The sequence below is a fragment of the Streptomyces pseudoechinosporeus genome, from assembly GCF_054783935.1.
The window spans coordinates 79800-101530 of sequence record NZ_BAAGPS010000080.1 but is presented as its reverse complement, the minus strand read 5'-3'; the positions used below and the strand labels follow the sequence as shown (position 1 = coordinate 101530).

Here is a 21731-nt window from a genome sequence, read left to right as displayed (position 1 = left end):
CGAGGACCGTGATGTTTCCCATCATTCTCCGCAGGCTGGCGCTGTCCATCCCGCTCCTTGTGATCGTCTCAGCGATCACCTCGCTCCTGGAGTCGTTCGTGCCGGGTGACCCGGCACGAACGATCCTGGGTATCAACGCGACGCCGGAGCAGTACGACGCGCTGAGGGCCGCGCTCCATCTCGACAAGCCGTTCGTCGAGCAGTACTGGCTCTACCTGCGCGACATCCTGCACGGCGACTTCGGCAGCTCGCTGTTCACCGGCGAATCCGTGCTGGGGACGATCGGGCAACGCCTGCCGGTCACGCTGACCCTGGTGATCGGGGCCACCGTGCTGTCGACCCTGGTCGGCGTCCTGCTCGGGGTGTACAGCGCGACGCGTGGCCGGTTCAGCCGCCGACTGTTCGACATTGTGTCCCTGCTGGGCAGCGCCCTGCCCAACTTCTGGCTCGCGCTGATGCTCGTATCCCTGTTCGCCGTCAAGTTCCCGATCTTCCCGGCCACCGGGTACACCCCGTTCGCCCAGTCACCGGGGCAATGGGCGGCCGGCCTCGTGCTGCCCATGATCGCTCTCTCGATCGGGGGTGTCGCCCTGATCTCCAAGATCACCCGCGACGCGATGCTGTCCACCCTGGGCCTCGACCACATCAGAACGTTGCGAGCCTCCGGCGTCCGGCCCGCATCCATCGTCTGGAAGTACGCCCTGCGCAGTTGCGGGCTGCCGGTGGCGACCGCGGTCGGCCTCACGATGATCGCGTACATCCCCGGCACGATCCTCGTCGAGAACATCTTCACCCTGCCCGGGCTCGGGACGACGGTTGTCGACGCGACCAACCAGCACGATCTGCCGGTCGTGCAGGGCGTTGCCATCACCTTCACGATGCTGGTGATCGTGATCAACCTTCTCGTCGATGTTCTCTACAGCCTCCTGAATCCGAAGGTGCGTGTGGCATGACCGCTGCAGATCCGCCCGTGAGCGTGCCATCGCGGAAGTGGACCAACCCCTTCGCCGGTATCTGGCGCCGTCCTCTCACCGCGGCAGCGCTCGCCGTGGTCCTGGCGGTCACCGTCGCCGTGATCCTCGCCCCCCTTCTGGCACCGCACCCGCCGTTGGCGCAGGACCTGCTCCACGCGCGCGGCGGTCCGTCGGCCAGCCACCCGCTGGGCACCGACGACCTCGGCCGCGACGTGCTGAGCCGGTTGCTCTACGGCGGCCGGCCGGCCCTGCTGGGGGTGGGTGTCGCCGTGAGCGTCTACATCGTCCTGGGCATGTCACTCGGCATCCTCGCCGGCTATCTACGGGGCTGGACCGACCGGGTCATCGTGGCCGTGATGGACGTCATGCTCTCGGTTCCCGCGGTCATCATCATGCTCGCCGTCCTGGCGATCTTCAGCCAGAGCAACGTCGCCGCCATGCTCACGCTCGGCGTCCTCTCCGCCGCGGGCCTCGCACGGATCATCCGCAGCTCGTGCATCGCACTGCGGGAGGAACTGTTCGTGGACGCCGCCAGAGTGTCCGGGCTCAACCCGGCGCGAATCATGGCACGGCACATCTTCCCCGGCCTGGTGGGGCTGCTGCTCGTCCAGATGTGCCTCTTCTCGGGCATCGCCCTCATGGTGCAGACCGGCCTCGGCTTCCTCGGCCTGGCCACCCCGCCGCCCGCCCCCAGCTGGGGCGGCATGGTCGGAGAGGCCTCGCAGGTCATCGAGCAGAACCCCTACCTGCTGCTCATCTCCGGCGGTCTGATCGGCCTCATGTCCATCTCCTTCGGCCTGCTCGGCGACGGGCTGCGCGACGTCACTCAGGAACGGAGACAAGGGACCGGCAGCCGGTCTCAGCGGCCGGTCCCCGTGACGGTCGCCAAGGACACCGCCGAAGCGTCGGACACACCCCCGGACGCGGGTGTGCTCGCCATGCGCGACTACTCGATCGCCTTCGCCACCCCCCAGGGCCCACGCACCGTCGTCGACTCCGTCAGCTTCACGGTGAACACCGGTGAGATCTTCGGTCTCGTGGGCGAGTCCGGCAGCGGCAAGACGGTGACGGGCCTGTCCCTGCTCGGGCTGCTCGCTCCCAACGGGACGGTGACGGGTGGCTCGGCCTGGCTGGCCGGCAGACGGATCAGCGGCCTGCCGGAGCGGGATCTGCAGCGCATCCGCGGCCGCGAGATAGCCCTGGTGTCACAGGAACCCATGGTGGCACTCGACCCGAACTTCACCATCGGCTCCCAACTGTCCGAGGTCGTCCGGCGTACCGGTGCCGTGCCGGGCGGGAAGGACGCCGTCGGACAACGAGTCCGCGAGCTGCTGAGCAGCGTCCACCTGCGTGACCCGGACGACATCGCGCGCCGGCACCCGCACGAGCTGTCCGGCGGCATGCTCCAGCGCGTCGCCATCGCCATGGCGCTGGCCGGGTCACCGAAGGTGCTGATCGCCGACGAGCCCACCACGGCACTGGACGTCACGGTGCAGGCGGGAATCCTGGACCTGCTGCGGTCGCTGCGCGACGAACGCGGCATGGCGATCATCCTGATCACCCACGACCTGGGCGTGGTGGCCGACAGCTGCGACCGGGCGATCGTGATGGAGCAGGGCCGGATCGTGGAAGAGGGCTCGGTCGAGGACATCTTCTACAGGCCGCAGCACCCGTACACGAAGAAGCTCATCGAGAGCACACCCAGCATCGCTCGTACCGAAGGGAGGGTCGCGTGACCGGCACACCCGTACTCCAGCTTGACGGCCTTGCGGTCCGCTACCCGTCCCGTGGCTTCCGCAAGCCCCCGACCACGGTCATCGAGGACGTGTCGTTCGAGGTCGGGCGCGCCGAGACGGTCGCGCTCGTGGGCGAGTCCGGCTCGGGCAAGACCACCATCGGCAGGGCGGTGCTGGGACTGACGCCGGTCAGCGGCGGGCGCGTGCTGCTCGACGGGCGGGACATCACCCGTCTCACCGGCCGTGCCCGGCGCGCACTGGCCCCCGACCTCCAGGCGATCTTCCAGAATCCGTATGGGTCGCTCAACCCGGCGCTGCCCGTGGGCCGGACGCTGGCCGAGCCCCTGCTCGCCGGCTCGACCCGATCACCTCGCGAAGTCCGCGCTCACATCACCGATCTGCTGCGCCGCGTCGGCCTGCCGGAGGACGCAGCCGACCGCTATCCGGCCCAGTTCAGCGGAGGTCAGCGCCAGCGCATCGCCATCGCCCGGGCGGTCGCCCGGCAACCCAAGGTCATCATCTGCGACGAGCCGACCAGCGCCCTCGACGTCACCACCCAGGCCGCTGCTCTCGACCTGCTCGCCGAACTCCAGCAATCGCTGGGGTGCGCGTACCTGTTCATCACCCACGACCTCGCCGTCGTCAAGGAGTTCGCGGCACACACCCTGGTGCTGCAACACGGACACATCGTCGAAGAAGGACGCAGCACCGACGTATGCGACCAGCCACAACACGAGTACACCCAGCGCCTGGTGGCGGCCGCCCCCGTGCCGAACCCCGTCCTGCAACGCAGCCGCCGACAGAAGCGACTTGAGCTGCATGCAACCTCATGAGCTCGCCCGCGACGGCGTCATGACGCCGGCCGAAGCCCACGCACAGGAGACCGCAGCGATGAGCAACCCCCCTGCCGAAGGCCGGATCGTGTTCCCCAGGGACTTCGTGTTCGGTACCGCCACCAGTGCCTTCCAGATCGAGGGCGCCTGGGACGAGGACGGGAAAGGCCCCTCGATCTGGGACACCTTCGGACACACCCCGGGCAAGGTGCACCTGGACATCCCGGGCGACGTCACGGTCGACCACTACCACCGGTTCCGCGAGGACGTCGCCCTGATGCGCGACCTCGGCGTCGACTCCTACCGGTTCTCGCTGAGCTGGCCCCGGCTGCTCCCCGAGGGAACCGGTGCCGTGAACCGCGCTGGCATCGACTTCTACCACCGCCTCCTCGACGAACTGGACGCGGCCGGGATCTCCCCCAACGTCACGCTGTACCACTGGGATCTGCCCCAGGCGCTGGAGGACCGCGGCGGCTGGGCCAACCGTGACGTCGCCCAGTGGTTCCGTGACTACGCCGCCCTGGCGTTCGAGGAGTTCGGCGACCGGGTGCCCCGCTGGGCGACGCTCAACGAGCCCATCGCGATCTGGGTGGGGTACGGCATGGGTATGTTCGCGCCCGGCCACGAGGACGCACGGCTGGGCAAGCAGGCCATGCACAACGCGCTGCTCGCGCATGGCGAGGCCGTCCGTGCCTTCAGGAAACTCGGCACACCCGGATCCGAGATCGGAATCGTCGTGGACATCTGGAAGCAGCACCCCGCCACCGACGACCCCGCCGACGCCGCCTTCGCGGCGCGGAACGAGGACGACTCCTTCCGGTTCTTCCTCGATCCGCTCCTGAAGAAGGGGTACAGCGAGCGCAATGTCGAACGCCTCACCCGCGAGGGCACCATGCCCGAGGTCCGCGACGGCGACCTGGAGCTGATCGCCTCGCCGGTCGACTTCCTCGGTCTGAACGTGTACTCCAGGGTCGTCGCCAGCGCCAAGGACGAGGGCGCGAAGTGGTGGGAGGTCAATCGCGAGACGCACCCGGGCGGGAACTTCCTCGACAACGGCATGGAGTTCTACCCGAAAGCCGTCTACGACGCCATCAACCTGGTCCACGACGAATACGGCTGGACGGGACCGGTGTACATCACCGAGAACGGCACGGTCGACGCCGAAGGCGCCGACCCGTTCGACGACCAGGAGCGCATCCGCTACGCCCGCGGCTTCCTGGAGTGGACCGCACGTGCGATCGACGAAGGCGCCGACGTACGCGGCTACTACCTCTGGTCGCTCCTGGACAACTACGAATGGTCCGCGGGCTTCAGCAAGCGCTTCGGCATCGTCCACGTCGACCCCGACACCCTCGAACGCAAACCCAAGGCCTCCTTCGAGTGGTACCGCGACGTCATCGCGCGCCGCGAACTGGACGTCTGAGCTTGTCCTACCTTCCAAACGTGGGTCGGGGACGGTCCTTCGTAAGATCCCACCAGTGCCCGGGGTGACCTGGGCAGCTGGGTAAACCTCACCGGGAGCAAGGTTGCCCCGCCGAAGAACGCAGAGGAGTTCCCTTGGCCACCCCCGTACGCATTGGACTGATCGGCTACGGCTTCGGCGGCCGTGTCTTCCACGCCCCGCTGCTCGCTGCCGCCCCGGAATACGAGTTCCTGGGCGTGGTCACCAATTCCCCGGAGCGCCGAGCCCAGGTCGCCCAGGACACGAGTCGGCCGACCTTCGGCTCGCTGGAGGCCCTAGCCCGCGCCGGCGCCGAGGCGGTCGTCGTCTCTACTCCCGCGGCCACGCACGTGACTTTGGTGCAGCAGGCGCTGGAACTGGGCCTGGCTGTCGTCTGCGACAAGCCATTCGCACTCGACGCGGCCTCGGCACGTGCGACCGTCGAGCTCGCGGAGAAGCAAGGCGGTCCGCTGACGGTGTACCAGAACCGCCGGTGGGACTCCGACTTCCTCACCCTGCGGACGCTGCTCGACAGCGGCGGAATCGGGACCGTGCTCCGCTACGAGTCCCGGTTCGAGATCTTCCGGCCCGAGGCAGGTCCTCCTGCCGCAGGCGGTGGCACCCTTCTCGACTTCGGCAGCCACCTGGTCGACCAGGCCCTGGTGCTGTCCGGCCCGGTGGAGCGGGTGTACGCGGAGATGCACCACCGCGAGGACGAGGACGGACTCGACGACGACGTCTTTGTGGCCCTGACCCACCGCAACGGGGTGCAGTCCCACCTGTGGGGCAGTGGGCGGCAGGGTGCGCCAGGACCCAGCCTGCGCGTGACCGGGACCACGGGCACCTTCGTCATCGACCACAGAGACAGCCAGGACCGCGCGCTGATGACCGGTGCGACCCCGCAATCCGAGGGCGAAAGCTGGGGTGCCGTGCCCGAACACCTCTGGGGCCGGGTGCGGCGCGGAGACACCGCCGAGCCCGTCATCTCGAGCCGCGGCAGATGGGACTTGTTCTATACAGCCTTCGCCGCCGCGGTCCACGGTGAGGGACCTGTTCCCGTCGACCCCTGGGACGCGGTGGCCACCGCCACCGTCCTGGACGCCGCGCGGTCCAGTGCCCGCAACGGCCGGGTGGTGCGCCTGCCTTGACAGCTTGACCGCAGAGTGCCGCCGACGGCGGCCTCCCTCACCGCGATGCCCGTGACGTCCTCGCGCACGTCAGCGCAGGCCCCGCCAGGAGCAGGCTGCCGTTCCTCTGACCGGTACGGGAACGCTCAGCACCGCGCCGGAGGCCGCAGTCGGATTCTTCACCCCGTGCCGGGCCGTGGTGATGAACAGGCGGTTGTCGCTGGGGTGCAGACACACCGACGTGGGGTGGGGAGCGGGCACGGTCAGGGTGTGGAGCAGGCGTCCGTCCGGGTGGTACCGGCGGACCGCGCCGGCGCCCCACATCGCGACCCAGAGACAGCCCTCTTCGTCGACGGTCATTCCGTCGGGGCTTCCTTCGCCGTCCCGCAGTTGGGCGAAGGTCTCCGGGCCGCCGGAGAGGTCGCCCGAGAGCGGGTCGATGCGGCAGCGGAGGATGGTTCCGACGGCTGTGTCGGCGACGTACATGGTCGTGCCGTCGGTGGTGAACGCCGGGCCGTTGGCGATGGTCAGGCCGTCGAGGACGCGTACCACGGTGCCGTCGGGGTCCGTGCGGTAGAGCGAGCCCGCGCCGGGGGTGGCGTCGTAGGCCATGCTGCCGGCCCAGAAGCGGCCGACGGGGTCCGCGACGCCGTCGTTCATCCGGATGGGAACCGGGGTGCCGTCCTCGGGGCGGTCCAGCCATTCGAGTTTGCCGTCGACGGTGAGCAGCGCAATCCCGGTCCCAGCGGCGGCGATCCACGCGCCCGGGCGGTCGCCCACCGGCGCGACGGCACCCAACGGCACGTCGAGCCCGACCAGTTGGCGCACAGCCGCCGGTCCGGTACCGCCGCGCAGTTCGAAGAGCCGCCCGCTGAGGATGTCGACGTACACGTACCGGCCGTCGACCCAGCGACCTCCCTCGGCGAGTTCGTACCCTCCGTCCACGACGACTGTCGCGGGCGCTGCCGTTGATGTCACGTTCGGTCTCCTGGGGTCAGCGAATCGTCGTGCCGTCCGGCTGGTCGAGCAGGCCGAGTTCGTCCTGCGTCGGCAGGCCCTCCCAGTCGCCCCGGGTGGCGACGGCGAAGGCCGCGGTGGTGACGGCTCGGTGCAGACGGGCCGGGAGGTCCGCGCCGCCCAGGATTCCGGACAGGTATCCGGCCACGAAGGCGTCACCCGCGCCGACCAGATCGACCGCGTCGATCTGTCGCGCCGGGCAGTCGGTCGCCCCGTCGGCGGTGAAGGCCGTCGCGCCGCGTGCGCCACGCTTGACGACCACCTCTCTGACGCCGGCAGTCAGAACACCGTGCACGGCCTCGGACTCGTCTGCGCCCGGACGCTCCAGCACCAGCGGCAGCTCGTCCTCGGATGCGATGAGCAGGTCGGTGTGGGCCAGCAGCGGTCGCAGGACCGTGCGGGCGCGGTCGGAAGTCCACAGCCGCGAACGGTAGTTGACATCGAGGCATACGGTGATGCCGGCCTCGCGGGCAGCCATGACGGCGGCCATGACGGCCTCGGCCGCCGACGGACCGAGCGCCGGTGTGATGCCGGTCAGATGCAGGATGCGGGATCCGGGGTCGAGCGCGGGCAGTACGTCCGCCGGGGAGACGGCCGAACCCGCCGAGCCGGCGCGGTAGTAGCTGACCCGGGTCAGCGTGCCCAGGCGGGGTTCGGTCAGCAGCAGTCCCGTGGGCCGGCCGGTGTCGTCGGTGACCGCGTAGGAGGTGTCGACGCCCTCGGCACGCAGGGTGCGCAGTACCAGAGCACCGAGTTCGTCCGCACCGACCCGGCCGGCCCAGCGCACCCGGTGCCCGAGGCGGGCGAGGCCGATGGCGACGTTGGACTCGGCTCCCGCCACGGACAGGCCGAGACTGCCGCCCAGTCGCAGCGCGCCGTGGGCGCGGAGCGCCGCCATCGTCTCGCCGAAGGTCACCACGTCGGGCGGGGCCTGGCCGACCGGAGTCGTCACGGCGTCTCCCCTGCGGCCACCCTGCGGAACACGGCCGCGCGGGCGCGGAGTTGGTCCAGGTCGCCGCCGTCGGCCGCGTCCCCGACGAGTGGTGAGCCGACGCCGACGGCGATGGCGCCCCGGTCCAGGTAGTCGCGGGCGGCCTGTGCGTCCACTCCGCCGACCGGCACGAAGGGCACGTCGGGGAACGGGTCGCGCAGGGCCCGCAGATAGCCGGGTCCGCCGAGAGAGCCAGGGAAGAGTTTGATGCCGGCGGCGCCCCGGGCGAGGGCGAGTTCGATCTCGGTCGGCGTCAGGGCGCCCATCAGCACAGGTATGCCGTACGGCTCCAGCCCGTCGACCAGCGCCGGGGTGACGAGGTATGACGCACCGGCGTCCACGGCGCGGGCGGCGTCCGCGGCCGAGCGCACGGTTCCGGCGCCGAGGAGTGTGTCGGGGCCCAGTTCGGTACGCGCCTGCCTGATCACGGTCAGGGCGTCGGCGGTAGTCAGCGAGACCTCGATGGCCGCGATGCCCTCCTCGGCAAGGATGCGTACGGTGCGCAGTGCCGCGGCAGGGTCCTTGCCGCGCACGATCGCCAACAGGCGGTGGGCTCGGAGCGATTCCACCAGGTTCATGGGAGCAAGCTTTCCTTGGGCGTGGGATTCGAGGCTCTGACGGTGACTCACCATTCGGTGAACGCTCCGTCTGCTCCCCGCCATACGGGGTTGCGCCAGCGGTGTCCGGTCTCGGCGGCGTGGCGTACGGCCTTCTCGTCGATCTCGACGCCGAGACCCGGGCGGGAGGAGGCGACGGCGTATCCGCCCTCGAAGCGGAAGGGTTCGGGGTCCATCACGTACTCCAGCAGGTCGCACTGCTGGTTGTAGTGGATGCCCATGCTCTGTTCCTGGATGAGGAAGTTCGGTACGGAGAAGGCGATCTGCAGGCTGGCGGCCAGGGCGATCGGGCCGAGCGGGCAGTGGGGAGCCATGGCGACGTCGTACGTCTCGGCCATGGCCGCGATGCGGCGGACCTCGGAGATGCCGCCGGCGTGCGACAGGTCGGGCTGGGCGACGGCGATGCCGCTGGTCATGACCTCGCGGAAGTCCCAGCGGGAGTAGAGGCGTTCGCCGGTCGCGAGCGGAATGCTCGTGGACTCCACCAGGCTGCGCAGGTGGCCCGAGTGCTCCGGCAGGACAGGCTCCTCGACGAACAGCGGGTGCAGCGGTTCCAGCAGGGGCAGCAGGCGGCGTGACATCGCGGTGGAGACCCGGCCGTGGAAGTCGACGGCGATGTCCCGCTCGTTACCCAGCACCTCGCGGACGGCCGCGACCCGCTCGACGACCTCGGCGGTGCGTGCCGGGGTGTCGATCGGCGCGAGTTCGGCCGAGGCGTTCATCTTCACGGCGGTGAAGCCCGCCTTCACCTGCTCCTCGGCGAGTTCGGCCACGTCGCTCGGTCGGTCTCCGCCGATCCACGCGTACATCCGGACGCGGTCGCGTACCGGGCCGCCGAGGAGGCGGTGCACCGGGACGCCGTAGGTTTTGCCGGCGATGTCCCACAGTGCCTGGTCGATACCGGCGACGGCGCTGGAGAGGATGGGGCCGCCACGGTAGAAGCCGCCCTTGGTGAGTACCTGCCAGTGGTCCTCGATGCGCAGCGGGTCCCGGCCGACGAGGTAGTCGGCCAGTTCGTGGACCGCGGCACGCACGGTCTCGGCGCGGCCCTCGATGACGGGTTCGCCCCAGCCGGTGATGCCCTCGTCGGTGGCGACGCGCAGGAACAGCCAGCGCGGGGCCACCAGGAATGTCTCAAGTCCGGTTATTTTCAAGGGGCTTCCTTCGGCAGCGGGTCGGTCGCGACGTCAACCTGGTCCGCCTGTACGGCCGCCAGGTCGTCGGACGCCTGCGCCAGCAGTGACTCGACGGCGGTCACGGCGGCGTCCGGATCTCCCGCTTCGACTGCTCGTAGCAGTTCCTGGTGCACGGGGATGGAGTCGGAGAAGTGCTGGGCGCCGTGCACGATCCGGTCGCGGACGCGCAGGCCGGCCTCGATGACGACCTCCATGCGGCTCAGCAGTTCGTTGTGGGCGGCGTCCAGCAGGGCGCGGTGGAAGGCCAGGTCCGCCTCGACCATCGCGTCCGCGTCCGTCCCCGCCGCCGCCATCGCCTCGAGCGCCTGCCGCATCGCGTCCAGGTCGGATGCGGTGCGGCGGGTCGCGGCGAGCCGGGCGCCGGCGGGCTCGACTATCGCGCGGACCTCGGCGAGGTCTTCCATGAAGGCGTCGGTGGGAGCGCTGCTGCCCTGCCAGCGCAGCAGATCGCTGTCGAGCAGGTTCCAGTCGGCACGCGGCCGGATGGTCGTACCGCGCTTCTGCTTCGACTCGAGCAGGCCCTTGGACGCCAGCACCCGCATGGCCTCGCGGACCACGGTCTTGCTGACGCCGAGCTCTGTCTCGAACTTGATGGGGTCCACCACGGAGCCCGGGGGGTAGTCGCCGCGGATGATGCGTCGGCCCAGCTCCTCCACGGCCTGGCCGTGCAGTCCCTTACCGGGATGGGTCACCACGTTCTCCGTTTCCGCTCTGGTCCTGTTCGCGGAGGCCGCGCACGGCCCTCCGCGCGGTGCGCGCCGCTCACGAGGACTCCTTCATGACGCTCCATCCTCCATCGACCACGAGGCTCGCTCCGGTCACATAGGAGGCGTCCGCCGATGCCAGGAAGGCTACGGCGGCGGCCACCTCCTCCGGCTGCCCGAACCGCTTCGCCGCCGTGGCCGCCACGCTGCGCGCCCGGTCGGGCTCCGGGATCCCGTCCCACGCGGCGGTGAGGATGGGTCCGGGCAGCACCGTGTTGACCCGGATGTCCGGCCCGTACTCGACGGCCAACTGCCGCCCCAGCGCGCACAGTGCACCCTTCGCGGCGGCGTAGGCGGCATGGCCCGGCAGACCGATGACCGCGTGCACCGAGGAGGTGAGGACGACGGACCCCGAGGCCTCGCGCAACATGGCCGCGAAGGTCTTCATGGCCTGCCAGGCCGGCTTGAGCAGCACGGCCATCTGGCCGTCCCACTCGGCCTCGCTCAGTTCGTGGGCAGGCTTGTTCAGCTGGGCGAAGGCGTTGCTGTGCAGCACGTCCAGCCGCCCGTGACGCTCGTGGACGTGGCGGGCCAGGTTCTCCCAGTCGGCGGCCGAGGTCACGTCGCAGCGTACGTACTCCGCGCGTCCTCCGCTGTCCGCGATGCCTGCCGCGACCGTCTTGCCGGCAGTGTCATCCACGTCCGTGACCACGACCGTCGCGCCTTCGGCCGCGAGTCTGCGAGCTGTGGCCGCGCCGATTCCGCGCGCGGCGCCGGTGATCATCGCCACGCGCCCCGCCATCCTGCGGCATTCCGTCATCGCGTGCCTCTCCCCTTCTGCTGCCTGCGCCTATGATAGCTGTTTCAATTAATAATGAATATATCTTGACTGGCGGCGACGGCGCTCCGAGACTGACCGGCATGCAACAGGCAGATGCGGTAGCGATCGACGCCCGGCGGCGCCTGCGCCCGGCCGGCATCGCCTGCGACGTCGTACCCCCCGACCACGACCTGTCCGGCTACCGCCTCGTCATCGTGCCCAGCCTGTACCTGTTGAAGGACCAGGACGCCGAACGTCTCACCGAGTTCGTCCGCGGTGGCGGCCATCCGCTGGTGTCGTTCTTCTCCGGCATCGTCGACGAGCACGTCCAGGCGACCGTGCGCGAGGGCGACGGCGGACGGTTCGTCTTCTCGCTGAACCGCGGTCAGGAAGAGGCCGGGATCAGGCTCCCCGAGCCGATGACCGACGCCCTGACCCGAGGGACGACTCCCGCCGGCCGCCTCGCGCTGCCGGCAGCCGGAGTAGCCGTACTGATCGAGCCGTAGACAACCGATCGAGCCGCACACAAAGGGATACAAGGGACACACATGAATACCTCACCACCATCGCGGAGGTCAGTGCTCCGGTGGGGTGCCGGGGCGGCCGGGGCACTGGCCGCGCTCCCGGCCCTCACCGCCTGCGGCGAGACCGTCGGAGCCGCCCGCACGACCCGGCAGCAGTCCACTCGCCCCGGTCAGAAGGTCAGACTCGTCTTCTGGACGTGGGTGCCGATGCAGAAGACCGTCGACCTCTGGAACCGGACGCACCCCGACATCCACGTCGAGATGCAGACCATCCCCGCGAACGTGCAGGGCGGCTACCAGAAGATGCACTCCTCGCTGACGGCCGGGAACCCTCCCGACCTGGCGCAGGTCGAGTACCACGAGCTTCCCGGCTTCATGCTGGTCAACGGCCTGACGGACCTGAGCGAATACGGTGCCGACGAGCTGCGCGACAGCTATGTGCCGTGGCAGTGGCAGCAGGGCGTCTTCGACGGGCGGGTCCGTACCATCCCGCAGGCGTCGGGCCCGATGGGCCTCTTCTACCGTCAGGACCTCTTCAAGAAGTGGGGCATCGAAACACCCGCCACCTGGGCGGAGTTCGAACAGGCCGCCCGCGTGGTCAAGGCCCGCGGCGGCGGCGCCCGGCTGTCCACGTTCAATCCCAACCAGCCCAGCTGGTTCGCCGCGATGTGCTGGCAGCGTGGTGCGCGGTGGATACGGACCGAAGGCGACGACTGGATCGTCGACATGAACAGCGACCTTTCGCGTGAGGTGGCCGACTACTGGGAGCGGATGGTCCGCGACGACCTCGTGTTCGTCGGGCCCGACATGTCCAGCGCCTGGTTCAGGCAGATCCAGACCGGACAGATCTCCGCCTGGGTCGGGCCGCAGTGGGGCGATGCCATGCTGCGCAGCAACGCACCGGGCACCAAGGGGAAGTGGCGGGTCGCTCCTCTGCCGCAGTGGGCTCGGGGAGAGAACGCCTCCGCCAACTGGGGCGGATCGTCCACCGCCATCCTCCAGGGCACTCGCCACCCGCGTGAGGCGCTGCAGTTCGCGCACTGGGTCAACACCGACCCCAAGGCCGTAGACCTGAACATCTCGGTCGGCTACGGCTGGCCCGCCGCCACCGGCATCTTCCGCGGCTCGGCACTCGACAAGCCCGACCCGTTCTTCGGCGGCCAGCGGTACAACGACGTGTTCACCGCGTCCGACCGGGCCATCGACACCTCCTGGAAGTGGTCGCCCACCACGGACGCCGACTTCTTCCGGCTCGGGGACTCCTTCGGCGCCGCCATAGCCGGAGACGGCACGCTCGCCTCGTCGCTGGCCGACGCCCAGAAGAGCACCGTGGACAACCTGCTGGCCAAGGGCCTCAAGGCGAGGAGCGCGTGATGAGCACCGCGATCAGCCGGACGAAGAACCGGACGGAGAAGCCGACACCGGGCGGCCGACGGCGGTCCGCCCGCCCGGACCGGGCGGCCTGGGGATTCGTCCTCCCCTTCGTCGCCCTCTTCCTCTTCACCTTCGTCATTCCGCTCGGCTATGCCGTCTACCAGAGCCTGCTCAAACCGGTCCGCTCCGGTTCGCTGGGCCTGGGTCCGGCCACCGTCGGCTTCGCCGGACTGGACAACTACACCCTCGCCCTTCAGCAGTCGGCCTTCCTGGAGAGCTTCGCGCGGGTCCTGCTCTTCGGCCTCGTGCAGATCCCGGTGATGCTGCTGCTGTCCACCGCGCTGGCGCTGGCGCTCGACACGCTCTCCCACCGCTGGGCGGGCATCCTGCGCGCCGCCTACTTCCTGCCGTACGGCGTCCCCGGCGTCATCGCCTCGATCCTGTGGGGCTTTCTGTACGTGCCCGGTGTGAGCCCGGTCGTCGACCTGCTCGGCAAGGCCGGTCTCGCGCCCGACTTCCTCGGCTACGACAGCGTGCTGTGGTCGATCGCCAACATCGTGATCTGGGAGTTCGCCGGCTACAACATGCTGGTGATCGTCGCCCAGCTCAAAGCGATCCCGCAGGAGCTCTACGAGGCCGCGCGCATCGACGGGGCCGGTGCATGGCAGACGGCGATCCGGATCAAGCTGCCCCTGGCCCGGCCCGCCCTCGTGCTCACCGGTGTCTTCTCCATCATCGGCACCCTGCAACTGTTCGCCGAGCCGCTGGTCATCAAGCCGCTGACCTCGACGGTCACCAGTTCGTACACACCGAACCTGAGCGCCTACAACGAGGCCTTCGCCAACAACAACATCTACCTCGCCGCGGCCGAGTCGGTGATCCTCGCCCTCGTCGCGAGCGTGCTGTCCTTCGGCTTCCTCAGCCTGGTGAACCGCAGGAAGGGAAGGGATGCACGGTGAGCGTGTCCACACCCCCCGTCAAGAAGCCGACGGGCGCCTCCGCCCACGCTCCACGAGCCGCCGGAGAACGCCGTGACGGCAGGCCGCGCCGCGGCGTGAAGCCTTCGCGGATCCTGCTCGTCGCACTGCTGACCGTCGCGGCCCTCTACTTCCTGCTGCCCGTCTACTGGCTGCTGGTGGCCTCCACCAAGAGCGGCGCCGACCTCTTCGGAAGCTTCGGACTGTGGTTCTCCGACCCGCAGTGGCTGCACAACCTGTCGCAGGTCTTCTCCTACGACGACGGCGTGTTCTGGAACTGGACGTGGAACAGCCTCCTGTACGCGGGTGTCGGCGGCGCGTTGGCAACCCTGCTCGCGTGCGCCGCCGGGTACGCCCTCGCCGTGTACCGCTTCCGTGGTCGGGAGACGGTCTTCAAGGTTGTGCTGGCCGGTGTGCTGCTGCCCAGCACCGCGCTCGCGCTCCCCTTGTACCTGCTGTTCAGCAAGGTGGACCTCGCCAACACCTACTGGGCCGTGCTGATCCCCAGCATGGTCAGTCCGTTCGGGGTGTATCTGTGCCGCATCTACGCCGAGGCCGCGGTGCCCGTCGAGATGCTGGAGGCGGCACGGGTCGACGGCGCCGGCGAGTGGCGGATCTTCGGCACCCTCGTCCTGCGCACGATGACGCCCGCGCTGGTAACCGTCTTCCTCTTCCAGTTCGTCGGCATCTGGAACAACTACTTCCTGCCACTGGTCATGCTCTCCGACGATCGGAAGTACCCCATCACCCTGGGCCTGACGACCTGGCAGTCGGCGGCCGACCGCAATCCCGAGCTCTACCAGCTCACGATCGGCGGAGCGTTCCTCTCGATCCTCCCGCTGGCCGCCGCGATGCTCGTCCTGCAGCGCTACTGGCGATCCGGCCTGACCCAGGGCAGCGTCAAGGGCTGAAGCCGAAGGGGCGGGGCGCCACTCCCGCCCCGAAGGTCACCTGCCCCTCGGACCGGCCGCCTTCCGAAACACGTCGTAGACGAGCTTGGGCCGCTCCTCCGCGAAGGTGAGCAGGCCCATCACGGAGATGCCGTTGTAGTTCTGGTTGTACCCGGCCCGCTGCTTGTAGTCCTTGAGGACCCAGTAGGTGAAGCCCGCGACGAACTCGCTGCGCGCGACCACCTGCGTCCAGTGGGCGGTGAAGCGGGCCGCCTGCCACTCCTCCGTACCCTCCGTGGTGCCGGGGCCGTGGTTGCCGGCCAGGGACCAGGTGCCGTTCTCGGTGATCAGGATCGGCTTGTCCGGGTACTTGGCGTGCACGGCGTCCAGCGTGGGGCCGAGGTCGGCGTCCTTGCCGTAGAAGTAGCCGAAGTACTCGTTGAACCCGATCACGTCGGCGAGGTCGAAGGCGGGGTCGTTGCTGGTGTTGGAGGCCCAGGTCACCGGGCGGGCGGTGAGGTCGACCGCCTTCACGGCCGCCTTGAGGTCGGCGAGCCAGGCCCGGTAGACCGGAGCGCCGTCGGCGTCGATCTCCGACTCGTTCTGCATCCCCCAGAGGATCACCGACGGGTGGTTGTGCTGGTTCCACGCCATCGTCAGGGCCATGGCCCGGGCAAGGCCGTAGCGCTCGGTCTGGAGCCTCTCCTGGGCGGTATTGAGCCACATGGTGTCGATGTCGTCCATCACCATCACGCCGTGCTCGTCCGCCCAGTCGTAGACGTACGGGTGGCGGTTGTAGACGCAGTTGCGGATGAAGTTGGCGCCCAGTGCCGTGATGTGGCCCAGCTCCCGGTCGTACTCGACCGGTGTCATCGCCCTGCCGTGCGCGGCCGTCTCCTCGTGCCAGTTGAGCCCCTTGAGGAAGAGCGGCTTGTCGTTCAGCCGCAACTGTGCGTCGCCTACGGTCAGTTCACGCACGCCGTACACGGTGGACAGCGTGTCCACCCGCGGGCCCGAGGGCTTTCCGGCGGTCAGCGTGGCGCGGGCGGTGAGCGTGTGCGGTGAGGCCGGACTCCATCGTGGAGCGCGGGGTGCGCGGACCGAGACGCCTACGACACCGGCCGACCTGGCCGCGATCCGGGCCTCGACCGCGGTGGGCCGACAGCCGCTCTCCCGGCCGGGATCCAGGGTGAGCCAGCCGTGGAAGTCGGATGCGCCGTGGTTCTCGATGACCGCTCGTGCCTCGATACGCCCGTCCGCGCCGGCCACGAGCAGTTTGGCAATGGTGACCTGCGGGACCGCCTCGATCCAGGCCGACCGGGTCAGGCCCGCGTAGGGCCAGTAGTCGACGGGCTTGTACGGCACCTCGTAGTCGTCGGTGACCGGCTGCGGAGTCGGGTCCGCGTAGTCGGTGTAGCTCGCCCGGCGGAAGACTCGCACCGCGATCGTCTGGCGTGCTCCCGGCCGGAGCGCCTCCGAAACCGGCAGTGCGAAGGGGGAGTTGGCGCCCTCGTGCTTGCCGAGATACGTGCCGTCGAGCCAGACCTCGGCGCTGTAGCCGGCGGCCAGGAAAGCGATGCGCACGTGCCGGGCGCGCCAGGATCCTGGAACGTCGACGACGGTGCGGTACCAGGCGTAGCCGTCGGCGAACGCCGTGCCCTTGCCGAAGGGGGCGGTCTCCGAGCCGAACCCGGGAGTGTCCAGCAGGTCCCAGGCCGACGGCACGTCGATGAGGCCCCACGCCCGGTCGTCGAAGCGCGGGGACTGCCAGCCTTCGCCGAGCCCCTGATTGCCGGGGTCGAAGCGGAAGCGCCACTTCCTGTCCAGGGACAGGTACTCGCGAGTCGGCTCACGAGTGCGCCAGCCGTCGAAGGCGGGGAGCACCGCGCCGTACTGGAAGACGACGTTGGTGCCGCCGACCTCGCGCACATGGGTGCCGGAAGGCTCGGTGGCCGGATGGGTGTCGAGCACCGGGCCGTCCGCAGCGGCCCTGCCGTCCGCCGCTCGCGCCGTCTGCGGCCAGGCCGGCAGGGCGACGAAGCCGGCCGCACCGAGTGCCGTGACGACGGTACGCCGGGACGGGTGAGTTGATTCGCTCATGACGGTGGACTCCTCGAGGCACGCAAGCGTTCGTTCGCCCCAAGAGCCTGGACAGCCCCACCATCTCCGTCAAGGGATTATTCATAAATAATGAATTGAGCTAGCGTGGCCTCATGACCGCACAGCAGCAATCGACGACGGGCGAGACCACGAGCCGACTCGCCATCACCTTGTGGGACTTCAGCTGGTACACCCAGGCAGGCCCCGGCGAACCCTTCGCCGACCTCGACCGCGCCTTCGCCGAGGCCGTGGAGCGGGGCTTCAACACCGTGCGCATCTGCGCCATGCCCTTCCTGCTGTTCTCCGGACGTGTCCATGCCCCGGATTCCCTCCAAGTCCGGGGCTTGGGCGAGCAGTTCGGGCAGCGCACCCGCTGGTACAACGTGCGCGGCGGCTATCCGCTGGACGGCCGCCGACGGCTCGTCGAGCTGTTCGAGGCGGCCGCCCGGCACGACTGCCGGGTGATCGTGTCCTCGTGGGAGTACCAGCAGTCCCCCAGCTTCGCCGACACCGACGCCTGGCACCGCGCCCTGGCCGCGGTTCCCGGCCCGGACCGTGCCGAGGCGGTGGCCGACGCGCTCGCCGGACTGCTGGACTTCCTCACCGAGCGCGGACTGGCCGACCGCGTCGCCTACGTCGAAGTACACAACGAGGTCGACAACTGCTCCCTCGTACCGGGCGACGGCACCGCCACGCACTACGCCCGGCTGCGCGGGCCCCTCGAACGCGCCGTGAAGCTGCTGCGGACCCGCCACCCTGGCATCCCCGTGACCTACTCGCTGGGCGAGCCGTGGCCCGGCGAGCTCGACGATCTGCCGGACGGAGCCCAGATCGCGCACTTCCACTTCTACGTCTACGGCGTGCTCGGCGCGCTCTACCAGGCGGTGGGACTCGGCCACGGCACCGAAGCAGCGCCCCGGACGGCCACCTGGCCCACCCCCGAACTGGCCGCCATGCTGCGCCCCGACGCGCCCGCCTTCGCCGACTACCAGCCGGACGAACCCTGGCGGCTGGCCGCCACCGGAATCCCGCGCGAACTGTTCTACGCGCACGACTGGGTGGACCCCGACCGCTGGGACCTGTGGCTCTACGAGAACTATCCGGCACACCGGCAGACCATGCGGGAGACACTGGCCCAATGGGTCGACTCCGTCGCCGAGTTCGCCCGTCGTCGCGGCATCCCCGCCGTCCTCGGTGAAGGTGTGGTCGGGTACACCCCGCTCCTGACACGCTTCGAGGAGGACACCGTCGGCAAGGACATCGCGGAGTTCGTCGTCGACCGCTGCCTCGCAGCGGGTTTCCACGGCATCGTCCCAACCTCCAACGCGGCCCCTCACCACCCCATGTGGCACACCGACCGGGACTGGATGCGGCGGGTCAACTCCCGCATCACCGCAGCCTGAACGCGACCCGACGGCGGCCCGCAGTCGAGGCGGCAAGGCGATCGGTCAGGGCGTACACGCGGTCCGGGAAGGCCCAGGAGCGGCGGCTCCACTGTGGCCGACAATCCCAGCACGGCATCATGCAGGCGGTATCGGCCGGGAGGGCGGGAAGTCGGGCGTACGGGCACCAGCTCCCGAGGGCGGCCCATTCCACATCCGCCGCAGTGGAGGCGCGGCCGGTGCGGAGGGCGAACGGCGCTCGGGGGCGGAAGCCGGGGCGGGGGCAGCTGGCTTCTTGTGGGTGGACTCGATGCCCAGGCGGTCGAGCTCGAGCCACAGTGGCTCCAGGGCACGGTCCGGGTCGAGGAAGAAGCGGCTGCCACGGATGCGTACGAAGCTCCAGCCGACCCGCTCCAGTTCACGCTGGCGCGCGGCGTCGGCGTCCGCTTCTCCTCGTTGTGGAATGCGTCGCCGTCGCATTCGACGGCAAGGCGCTTCGTACCTCCCTCGACCACCAGGTCGATCCGGTACCGGCCCACCGGGTACTGGGGACGTACCCGGTAGCCGCGCTTACGCAAGGCGAGGAAGACCCGCTGCTCGAAGAGGCTGTCGAACGCCTCATGCCGCTGGTGCGGGCTCACCTCGCCGAGGCCGAGGCCATCCTGCTCCTCGGCGAGTCGGTCGAGGTAGTCGAGATAGGGGATCTCGTACTTCTCACCGGTCGGGAGCGGCACGAGATGCGGTGGGGGCTGCAGCCCCCACCGCATCTCGTGCCGCTATGAAAGTCTCCTCGGAAAGCTACTCACGGCGCGCCGGACGCGGTTCCAGATGAGCGATCACGCTGGAGTGGAACCGGTCCACGGCGTCATCGACGCTGCGGATGAAGCCGGACTCGGCGTTGCCCCGCGTGCTGCCCATGCCCTTGAGGAGTGAGAGCCGGAAGCCGGTGATCGGGGAGCCGTCCTTCGGCAGAAGGTCGCCCGGCTCGGGGCGCAGCTTCTCCAGGGTGCCCCGGGGCCCGCTGCCCTGGCTCGCGACGAGGGTCTCGACATGCAGGTCGGCCGGGGCTTCACCGAGCTGGCGCACCAGTCGCTTGGCCCAGCTGAGGGGATACCCCTGCTCGGGGGCCGGGATGTCAATGGACGTACGCAGCTTGCTGGTGCGCAGGTCGGCAGTGATCGCAAGGATGCCGACCGTGCTGTCCATGCGGATCTCGGCGTGCAGGCGGCCGTCCTCGCACAGGCCGTCGGCGAGCGCGGCCCGGCGCGATTGCGGATCGGAGCCGCGCTTGGTGCGCTGGACGGGCAGCACCTTTACTCCGGCCTCGCCACCGAGGCGTAGGCAGACCTGACGGATGAGGCGTTCCCAGCTCTCGACGACCTCCACCGCACGCTCGTCGCCCTGGCACAAGGTCTCCGCATCGATGCCATTGCGCACCGGAACCCAGGCCGGGCCCATGTTCTGGAAGCCGTGGCAGCCGGAGTTCTCGTGCTGGAGGTAGTGCAGGAGTTCCTGGAGGACCCACGCGTGGGCGGCGTTGCCGACGCCTTCGTGGCGGATGAGCATCTGTGCTTGGTAGGTGACCTCGGCCCAGGACAGGTGCCACAGGGCGACCTTGTTCTTCCGTCGGCCGTCGATCTTGACGCTGACCAGCGGACTCCCTTCCAAGGCGACATCGTTGGACAGCGTGATCACGGCCTCGTAGCCACGTTTGGCCGCGATGTCCATGTAATCCTGGACCTGCTCCCCCTTGAGCGGGTTGCCGTTGGTCTTCGCCTCGACCAGGGCTGTCCACAGCTTGCCGGCGCGCTCGACCCGGAGGACGCCGTCCGGGCGCTTCGGGGTGTCGCCGTGGGGGAGTGAGACCTCCGTGAACGTCTCCATCCGGCCGGCTGGAGCGCCGAAGGCGGCGGTGAGGCGGCGCCCGAACTCCGGCACCTGGGCCATCACCGACAAAAGGATGGAGGTCGCCCGGACCTCGCGTTCATGGTCGCTCTTGAGCGACGAAGCGGGGAACAGCCGGGCCGTCCGCCAGGCGTCGTTCTCGGCGAGGGACTTCTTGGCGGCCTTGGGCAGGGTCACCTTTTTCTTGGCCGTGCGCGGTCGTCGTGCCGGAACGGTGGCCTCCGGTGCCACGACCGGGACGGGGACAGCGGCTTCCGCATTCGGGGCCGTGTCGCCAGTCGCCCGCGGTTCCGGCACGTGCGGCGTTGCTTCCGGTGCCGCCTGCTCGTCCGACTCTTCGGCATCGTCGACGTCGATGCCGAAGTCAGTCGCCAGCCCGGCCAGACCGGTCTCGTAACCCTGCCCGATGGCCCGGAACTTCCACTCGTCACTACGCCGGTACAGCTCACCGAAGAGGAACGCGCTCTCCACGGTCGCGTCCGTGATGGAGAACCCGATGACGCTCTCGCCGGCGCTGTCGGCCAGCGCCACCCTCAGGGCGTCCAGATCGCCGAACCGAGCGCCCCCGTAGCGGCTGGCCGCCACGACGATACGCTCGACCTCGCTGGGCATCGCTGCCAGATCGAGGTTGATGCGGTCCTCGCTGCCGCTGTCCGTCGGCGTCTTCCCGAGCAGCTGCACGGTTCCGTCTGGGCTGGCCTGGTTGTTGTAGAAGAAGAAGTCCTCTTCGCTGCGCACTTTGCCGTTGGCGTCGAGCAGCAGCACAGAGACGTCCGCGTCTCCGTCCCCCTCTGCGCTCGTCCAACTCAGACTGACGATCACAGATCCTGTGTCCGGACTCAGGCTGGGCAGGCTGACGTTCGCGCCCTTGATCATCTCTCGCATGGATCTCCCCCCTCGGAGTCCTCGTGGCATTGCGGAACGTCCAAGGGCGGGGACTTCGTACGGAAGGTGACCTGTACCCGGGCAGTTCTCGCTGACTGCGCGGGAGGCAGTGGCTCCGGCCACCCGAACATGCCTGGATATTAACGGCGTTTTCATGCCAGGCGTCAGCGACTCAGCAAACACCGGTCGTCAAAGGCACTGGTAATGGCCGAGGGCCCGGATGCGGTCAGGTGAATAC

19 protein-coding genes and 1 pseudogene are annotated in these 21731 nt (G+C 69.4%); 11 read left to right on the top strand and 9 right to left on the bottom strand.

Annotated features, from left to right (window positions below):
* Window positions 1–11: 11 nt before the first annotated feature.
* The 5 genes from ACYVO6_RS44080 (at window position 12) to ACYVO6_RS44060 (ending at window position 6132) form a co-directional block, all read left to right on the top strand.
* Window positions 12–953: an ABC transporter permease gene (locus tag ACYVO6_RS44080; protein ID WP_461071694.1), complete on the top strand. Its 942-nt coding sequence runs from the start codon at window positions 12–14 to the stop codon at window positions 951–953.
* A complete protein-coding gene (locus ACYVO6_RS44075; protein WP_461071693.1) occupies window positions 950–2710 on the top strand; it encodes a dipeptide/oligopeptide/nickel ABC transporter permease/ATP-binding protein in 1761 nt (586 codons plus the stop codon). The genes ACYVO6_RS44080 and ACYVO6_RS44075 overlap by 4 nt, the downstream gene beginning before the upstream one ends.
* The gene (locus tag ACYVO6_RS44070; protein ID WP_461071692.1) at window positions 2707–3543 is read left to right on the top strand and encodes an ABC transporter ATP-binding protein; all 837 of its coding nucleotides are present in this window, start codon (window positions 2707–2709) and stop codon (window positions 3541–3543) included. Before ACYVO6_RS44075 ends, ACYVO6_RS44070 begins: the two co-directional genes overlap by 4 nt.
* A 58-nt stretch (window positions 3544–3601) precedes the next feature.
* A complete protein-coding gene (locus ACYVO6_RS44065) occupies window positions 3602–4966 on the top strand; it encodes a GH1 family beta-glucosidase (RefSeq protein WP_461071690.1) in 1365 nt (454 codons plus the stop codon).
* 134 nt (window positions 4967–5100) lie between these two features.
* A complete protein-coding gene (locus tag ACYVO6_RS44060) occupies window positions 5101–6132 on the top strand; it encodes a Gfo/Idh/MocA family protein (RefSeq protein ID WP_461071688.1) in 1032 nt (343 codons plus the stop codon).
* Between the two features lie 69 nt (window positions 6133–6201).
* Here ACYVO6_RS44060 and ACYVO6_RS44055 read toward each other — a convergent pair whose 3' ends face one another.
* The 6 genes from ACYVO6_RS44055 to ACYVO6_RS44030 all read right to left on the bottom strand — a co-directional run bounded on the left by ACYVO6_RS44055 (window position 6202) and on the right by ACYVO6_RS44030 (window position 11456).
* Window positions 6202–7089 carry an SMP-30/gluconolactonase/LRE family protein gene (locus ACYVO6_RS44055; RefSeq protein ID WP_461071686.1) on the bottom strand — a complete coding sequence of 296 codons (888 nt, stop codon included), beginning with the start codon at window positions 7087–7089 and terminating at the stop codon, window positions 6202–6204.
* A 16-nt stretch (window positions 7090–7105) separates the two neighbouring features.
* Window positions 7106–8080, bottom strand: a complete 975-nt coding sequence (locus ACYVO6_RS44050; protein ID WP_461071684.1) for a sugar kinase — start codon at window positions 8078–8080, stop codon at window positions 7106–7108.
* Window positions 8077–8697 carry a bifunctional 4-hydroxy-2-oxoglutarate aldolase/2-dehydro-3-deoxy-phosphogluconate aldolase gene (locus tag ACYVO6_RS44045; RefSeq protein WP_461071682.1) on the bottom strand — a complete coding sequence of 207 codons (621 nt, stop codon included), beginning with the start codon at window positions 8695–8697 and terminating at the stop codon, window positions 8077–8079. The genes ACYVO6_RS44050 and ACYVO6_RS44045 overlap by 4 nt, the downstream gene beginning before the upstream one ends.
* A gap of 47 nt (window positions 8698–8744) precedes the next feature.
* Window positions 8745–9890, bottom strand: coding sequence for a galactonate dehydratase (gene dgoD / locus ACYVO6_RS44040; protein ID WP_461071680.1), 1146 nt, complete (start codon window positions 9888–9890; stop codon window positions 8745–8747).
* Entirely contained in the window at window positions 9887–10627 is a 741-nt protein-coding gene (locus ACYVO6_RS44035; protein ID WP_461071678.1) for a FadR/GntR family transcriptional regulator, read from the bottom strand. Before ACYVO6_RS44035 ends, dgoD begins: the two co-directional genes overlap by 4 nt.
* A 67-nt stretch (window positions 10628–10694) precedes the next feature.
* Window positions 10695–11456 (bottom strand): SDR family NAD(P)-dependent oxidoreductase, encoded by a 762-nt coding sequence (locus tag ACYVO6_RS44030; RefSeq protein ID WP_461071676.1) that lies wholly within the window; start codon window positions 11454–11456, stop codon window positions 10695–10697.
* Window positions 11457–11557: 101 nt separating this feature from the next.
* Here ACYVO6_RS44030 and ACYVO6_RS44025 point away from each other — a divergent pair, with 101 nt between their 5' ends.
* Genes ACYVO6_RS44025 through ACYVO6_RS44010 form a run of 4 tightly spaced genes read left to right on the top strand, consistent with a single transcriptional unit; the run spans window position 11558 to window position 15242 of the window.
* Window positions 11558–11962, top strand: coding sequence for a beta-galactosidase trimerization domain-containing protein (locus ACYVO6_RS44025; protein ID WP_461071674.1), 405 nt, complete (start codon window positions 11558–11560; stop codon window positions 11960–11962).
* A gap of 42 nt (window positions 11963–12004) precedes the next feature.
* Complete coding sequence (locus tag ACYVO6_RS44020; RefSeq protein WP_461071672.1) at window positions 12005–13354, top strand: ABC transporter substrate-binding protein; 1350 nt, start codon at window positions 12005–12007, stop codon at window positions 13352–13354.
* Window positions 13354–14313, top strand: coding sequence for a carbohydrate ABC transporter permease (locus ACYVO6_RS44015; RefSeq protein WP_461071670.1), 960 nt, complete (start codon window positions 13354–13356; stop codon window positions 14311–14313). Before ACYVO6_RS44020 ends, ACYVO6_RS44015 begins: the two co-directional genes overlap by 1 nt.
* Window positions 14314–14315: 2 nt before the next feature.
* The gene (locus tag ACYVO6_RS44010) at window positions 14316–15242 is read left to right on the top strand and encodes a carbohydrate ABC transporter permease (RefSeq protein WP_461071668.1); all 927 of its coding nucleotides are present in this window, start codon (window positions 14316–14318) and stop codon (window positions 15240–15242) included.
* Window positions 15243–15278: 36 nt separating this feature from the next.
* Here the strand turns inward: ACYVO6_RS44010 and ACYVO6_RS44005 are convergent, their stop codons facing one another.
* Window positions 15279–17321 (bottom strand): glycoside hydrolase family 2 protein, encoded by a 2043-nt coding sequence (locus ACYVO6_RS44005; protein ID WP_461071666.1) that lies wholly within the window; start codon window positions 17319–17321, stop codon window positions 15279–15281.
* 113 nt (window positions 17322–17434) lie between these two features.
* Here ACYVO6_RS44005 and ACYVO6_RS44000 point away from each other — a divergent pair, with 113 nt between their 5' ends.
* Window positions 17435–18724, top strand: coding sequence for a cellulase-like family protein (locus tag ACYVO6_RS44000; protein ID WP_461071664.1), 1290 nt, complete (start codon window positions 17435–17437; stop codon window positions 18722–18724).
* 117 nt (window positions 18725–18841) lie between these two features.
* On the opposite strand, the pseudogene ACYVO6_RS43995 reads toward ACYVO6_RS44000, so the two are convergent.
* Window positions 18842–19281: pseudogene (locus ACYVO6_RS43995) on the bottom strand (DUF559 domain-containing protein).
* Here ACYVO6_RS43995 and ACYVO6_RS43990 point away from each other — a divergent pair.
* Entirely contained in the window at window positions 19162–19485 is a 324-nt protein-coding gene (locus tag ACYVO6_RS43990) for a hypothetical protein (RefSeq protein ID WP_461071941.1), read from the top strand. The pseudogene ACYVO6_RS43995 and the gene ACYVO6_RS43990 sit on opposite strands and share 120 nt — an antisense overlap.
* Window positions 19486–19501: 16 nt before the next feature.
* On the opposite strand, the gene ACYVO6_RS43985 is transcribed toward ACYVO6_RS43990, so the two are convergent.
* Complete coding sequence (locus ACYVO6_RS43985; protein ID WP_461071933.1) at window positions 19502–21484, bottom strand: TerD family protein; 1983 nt, start codon at window positions 21482–21484, stop codon at window positions 19502–19504.
* Window positions 21485–21731 lie beyond the last annotated feature (247 nt).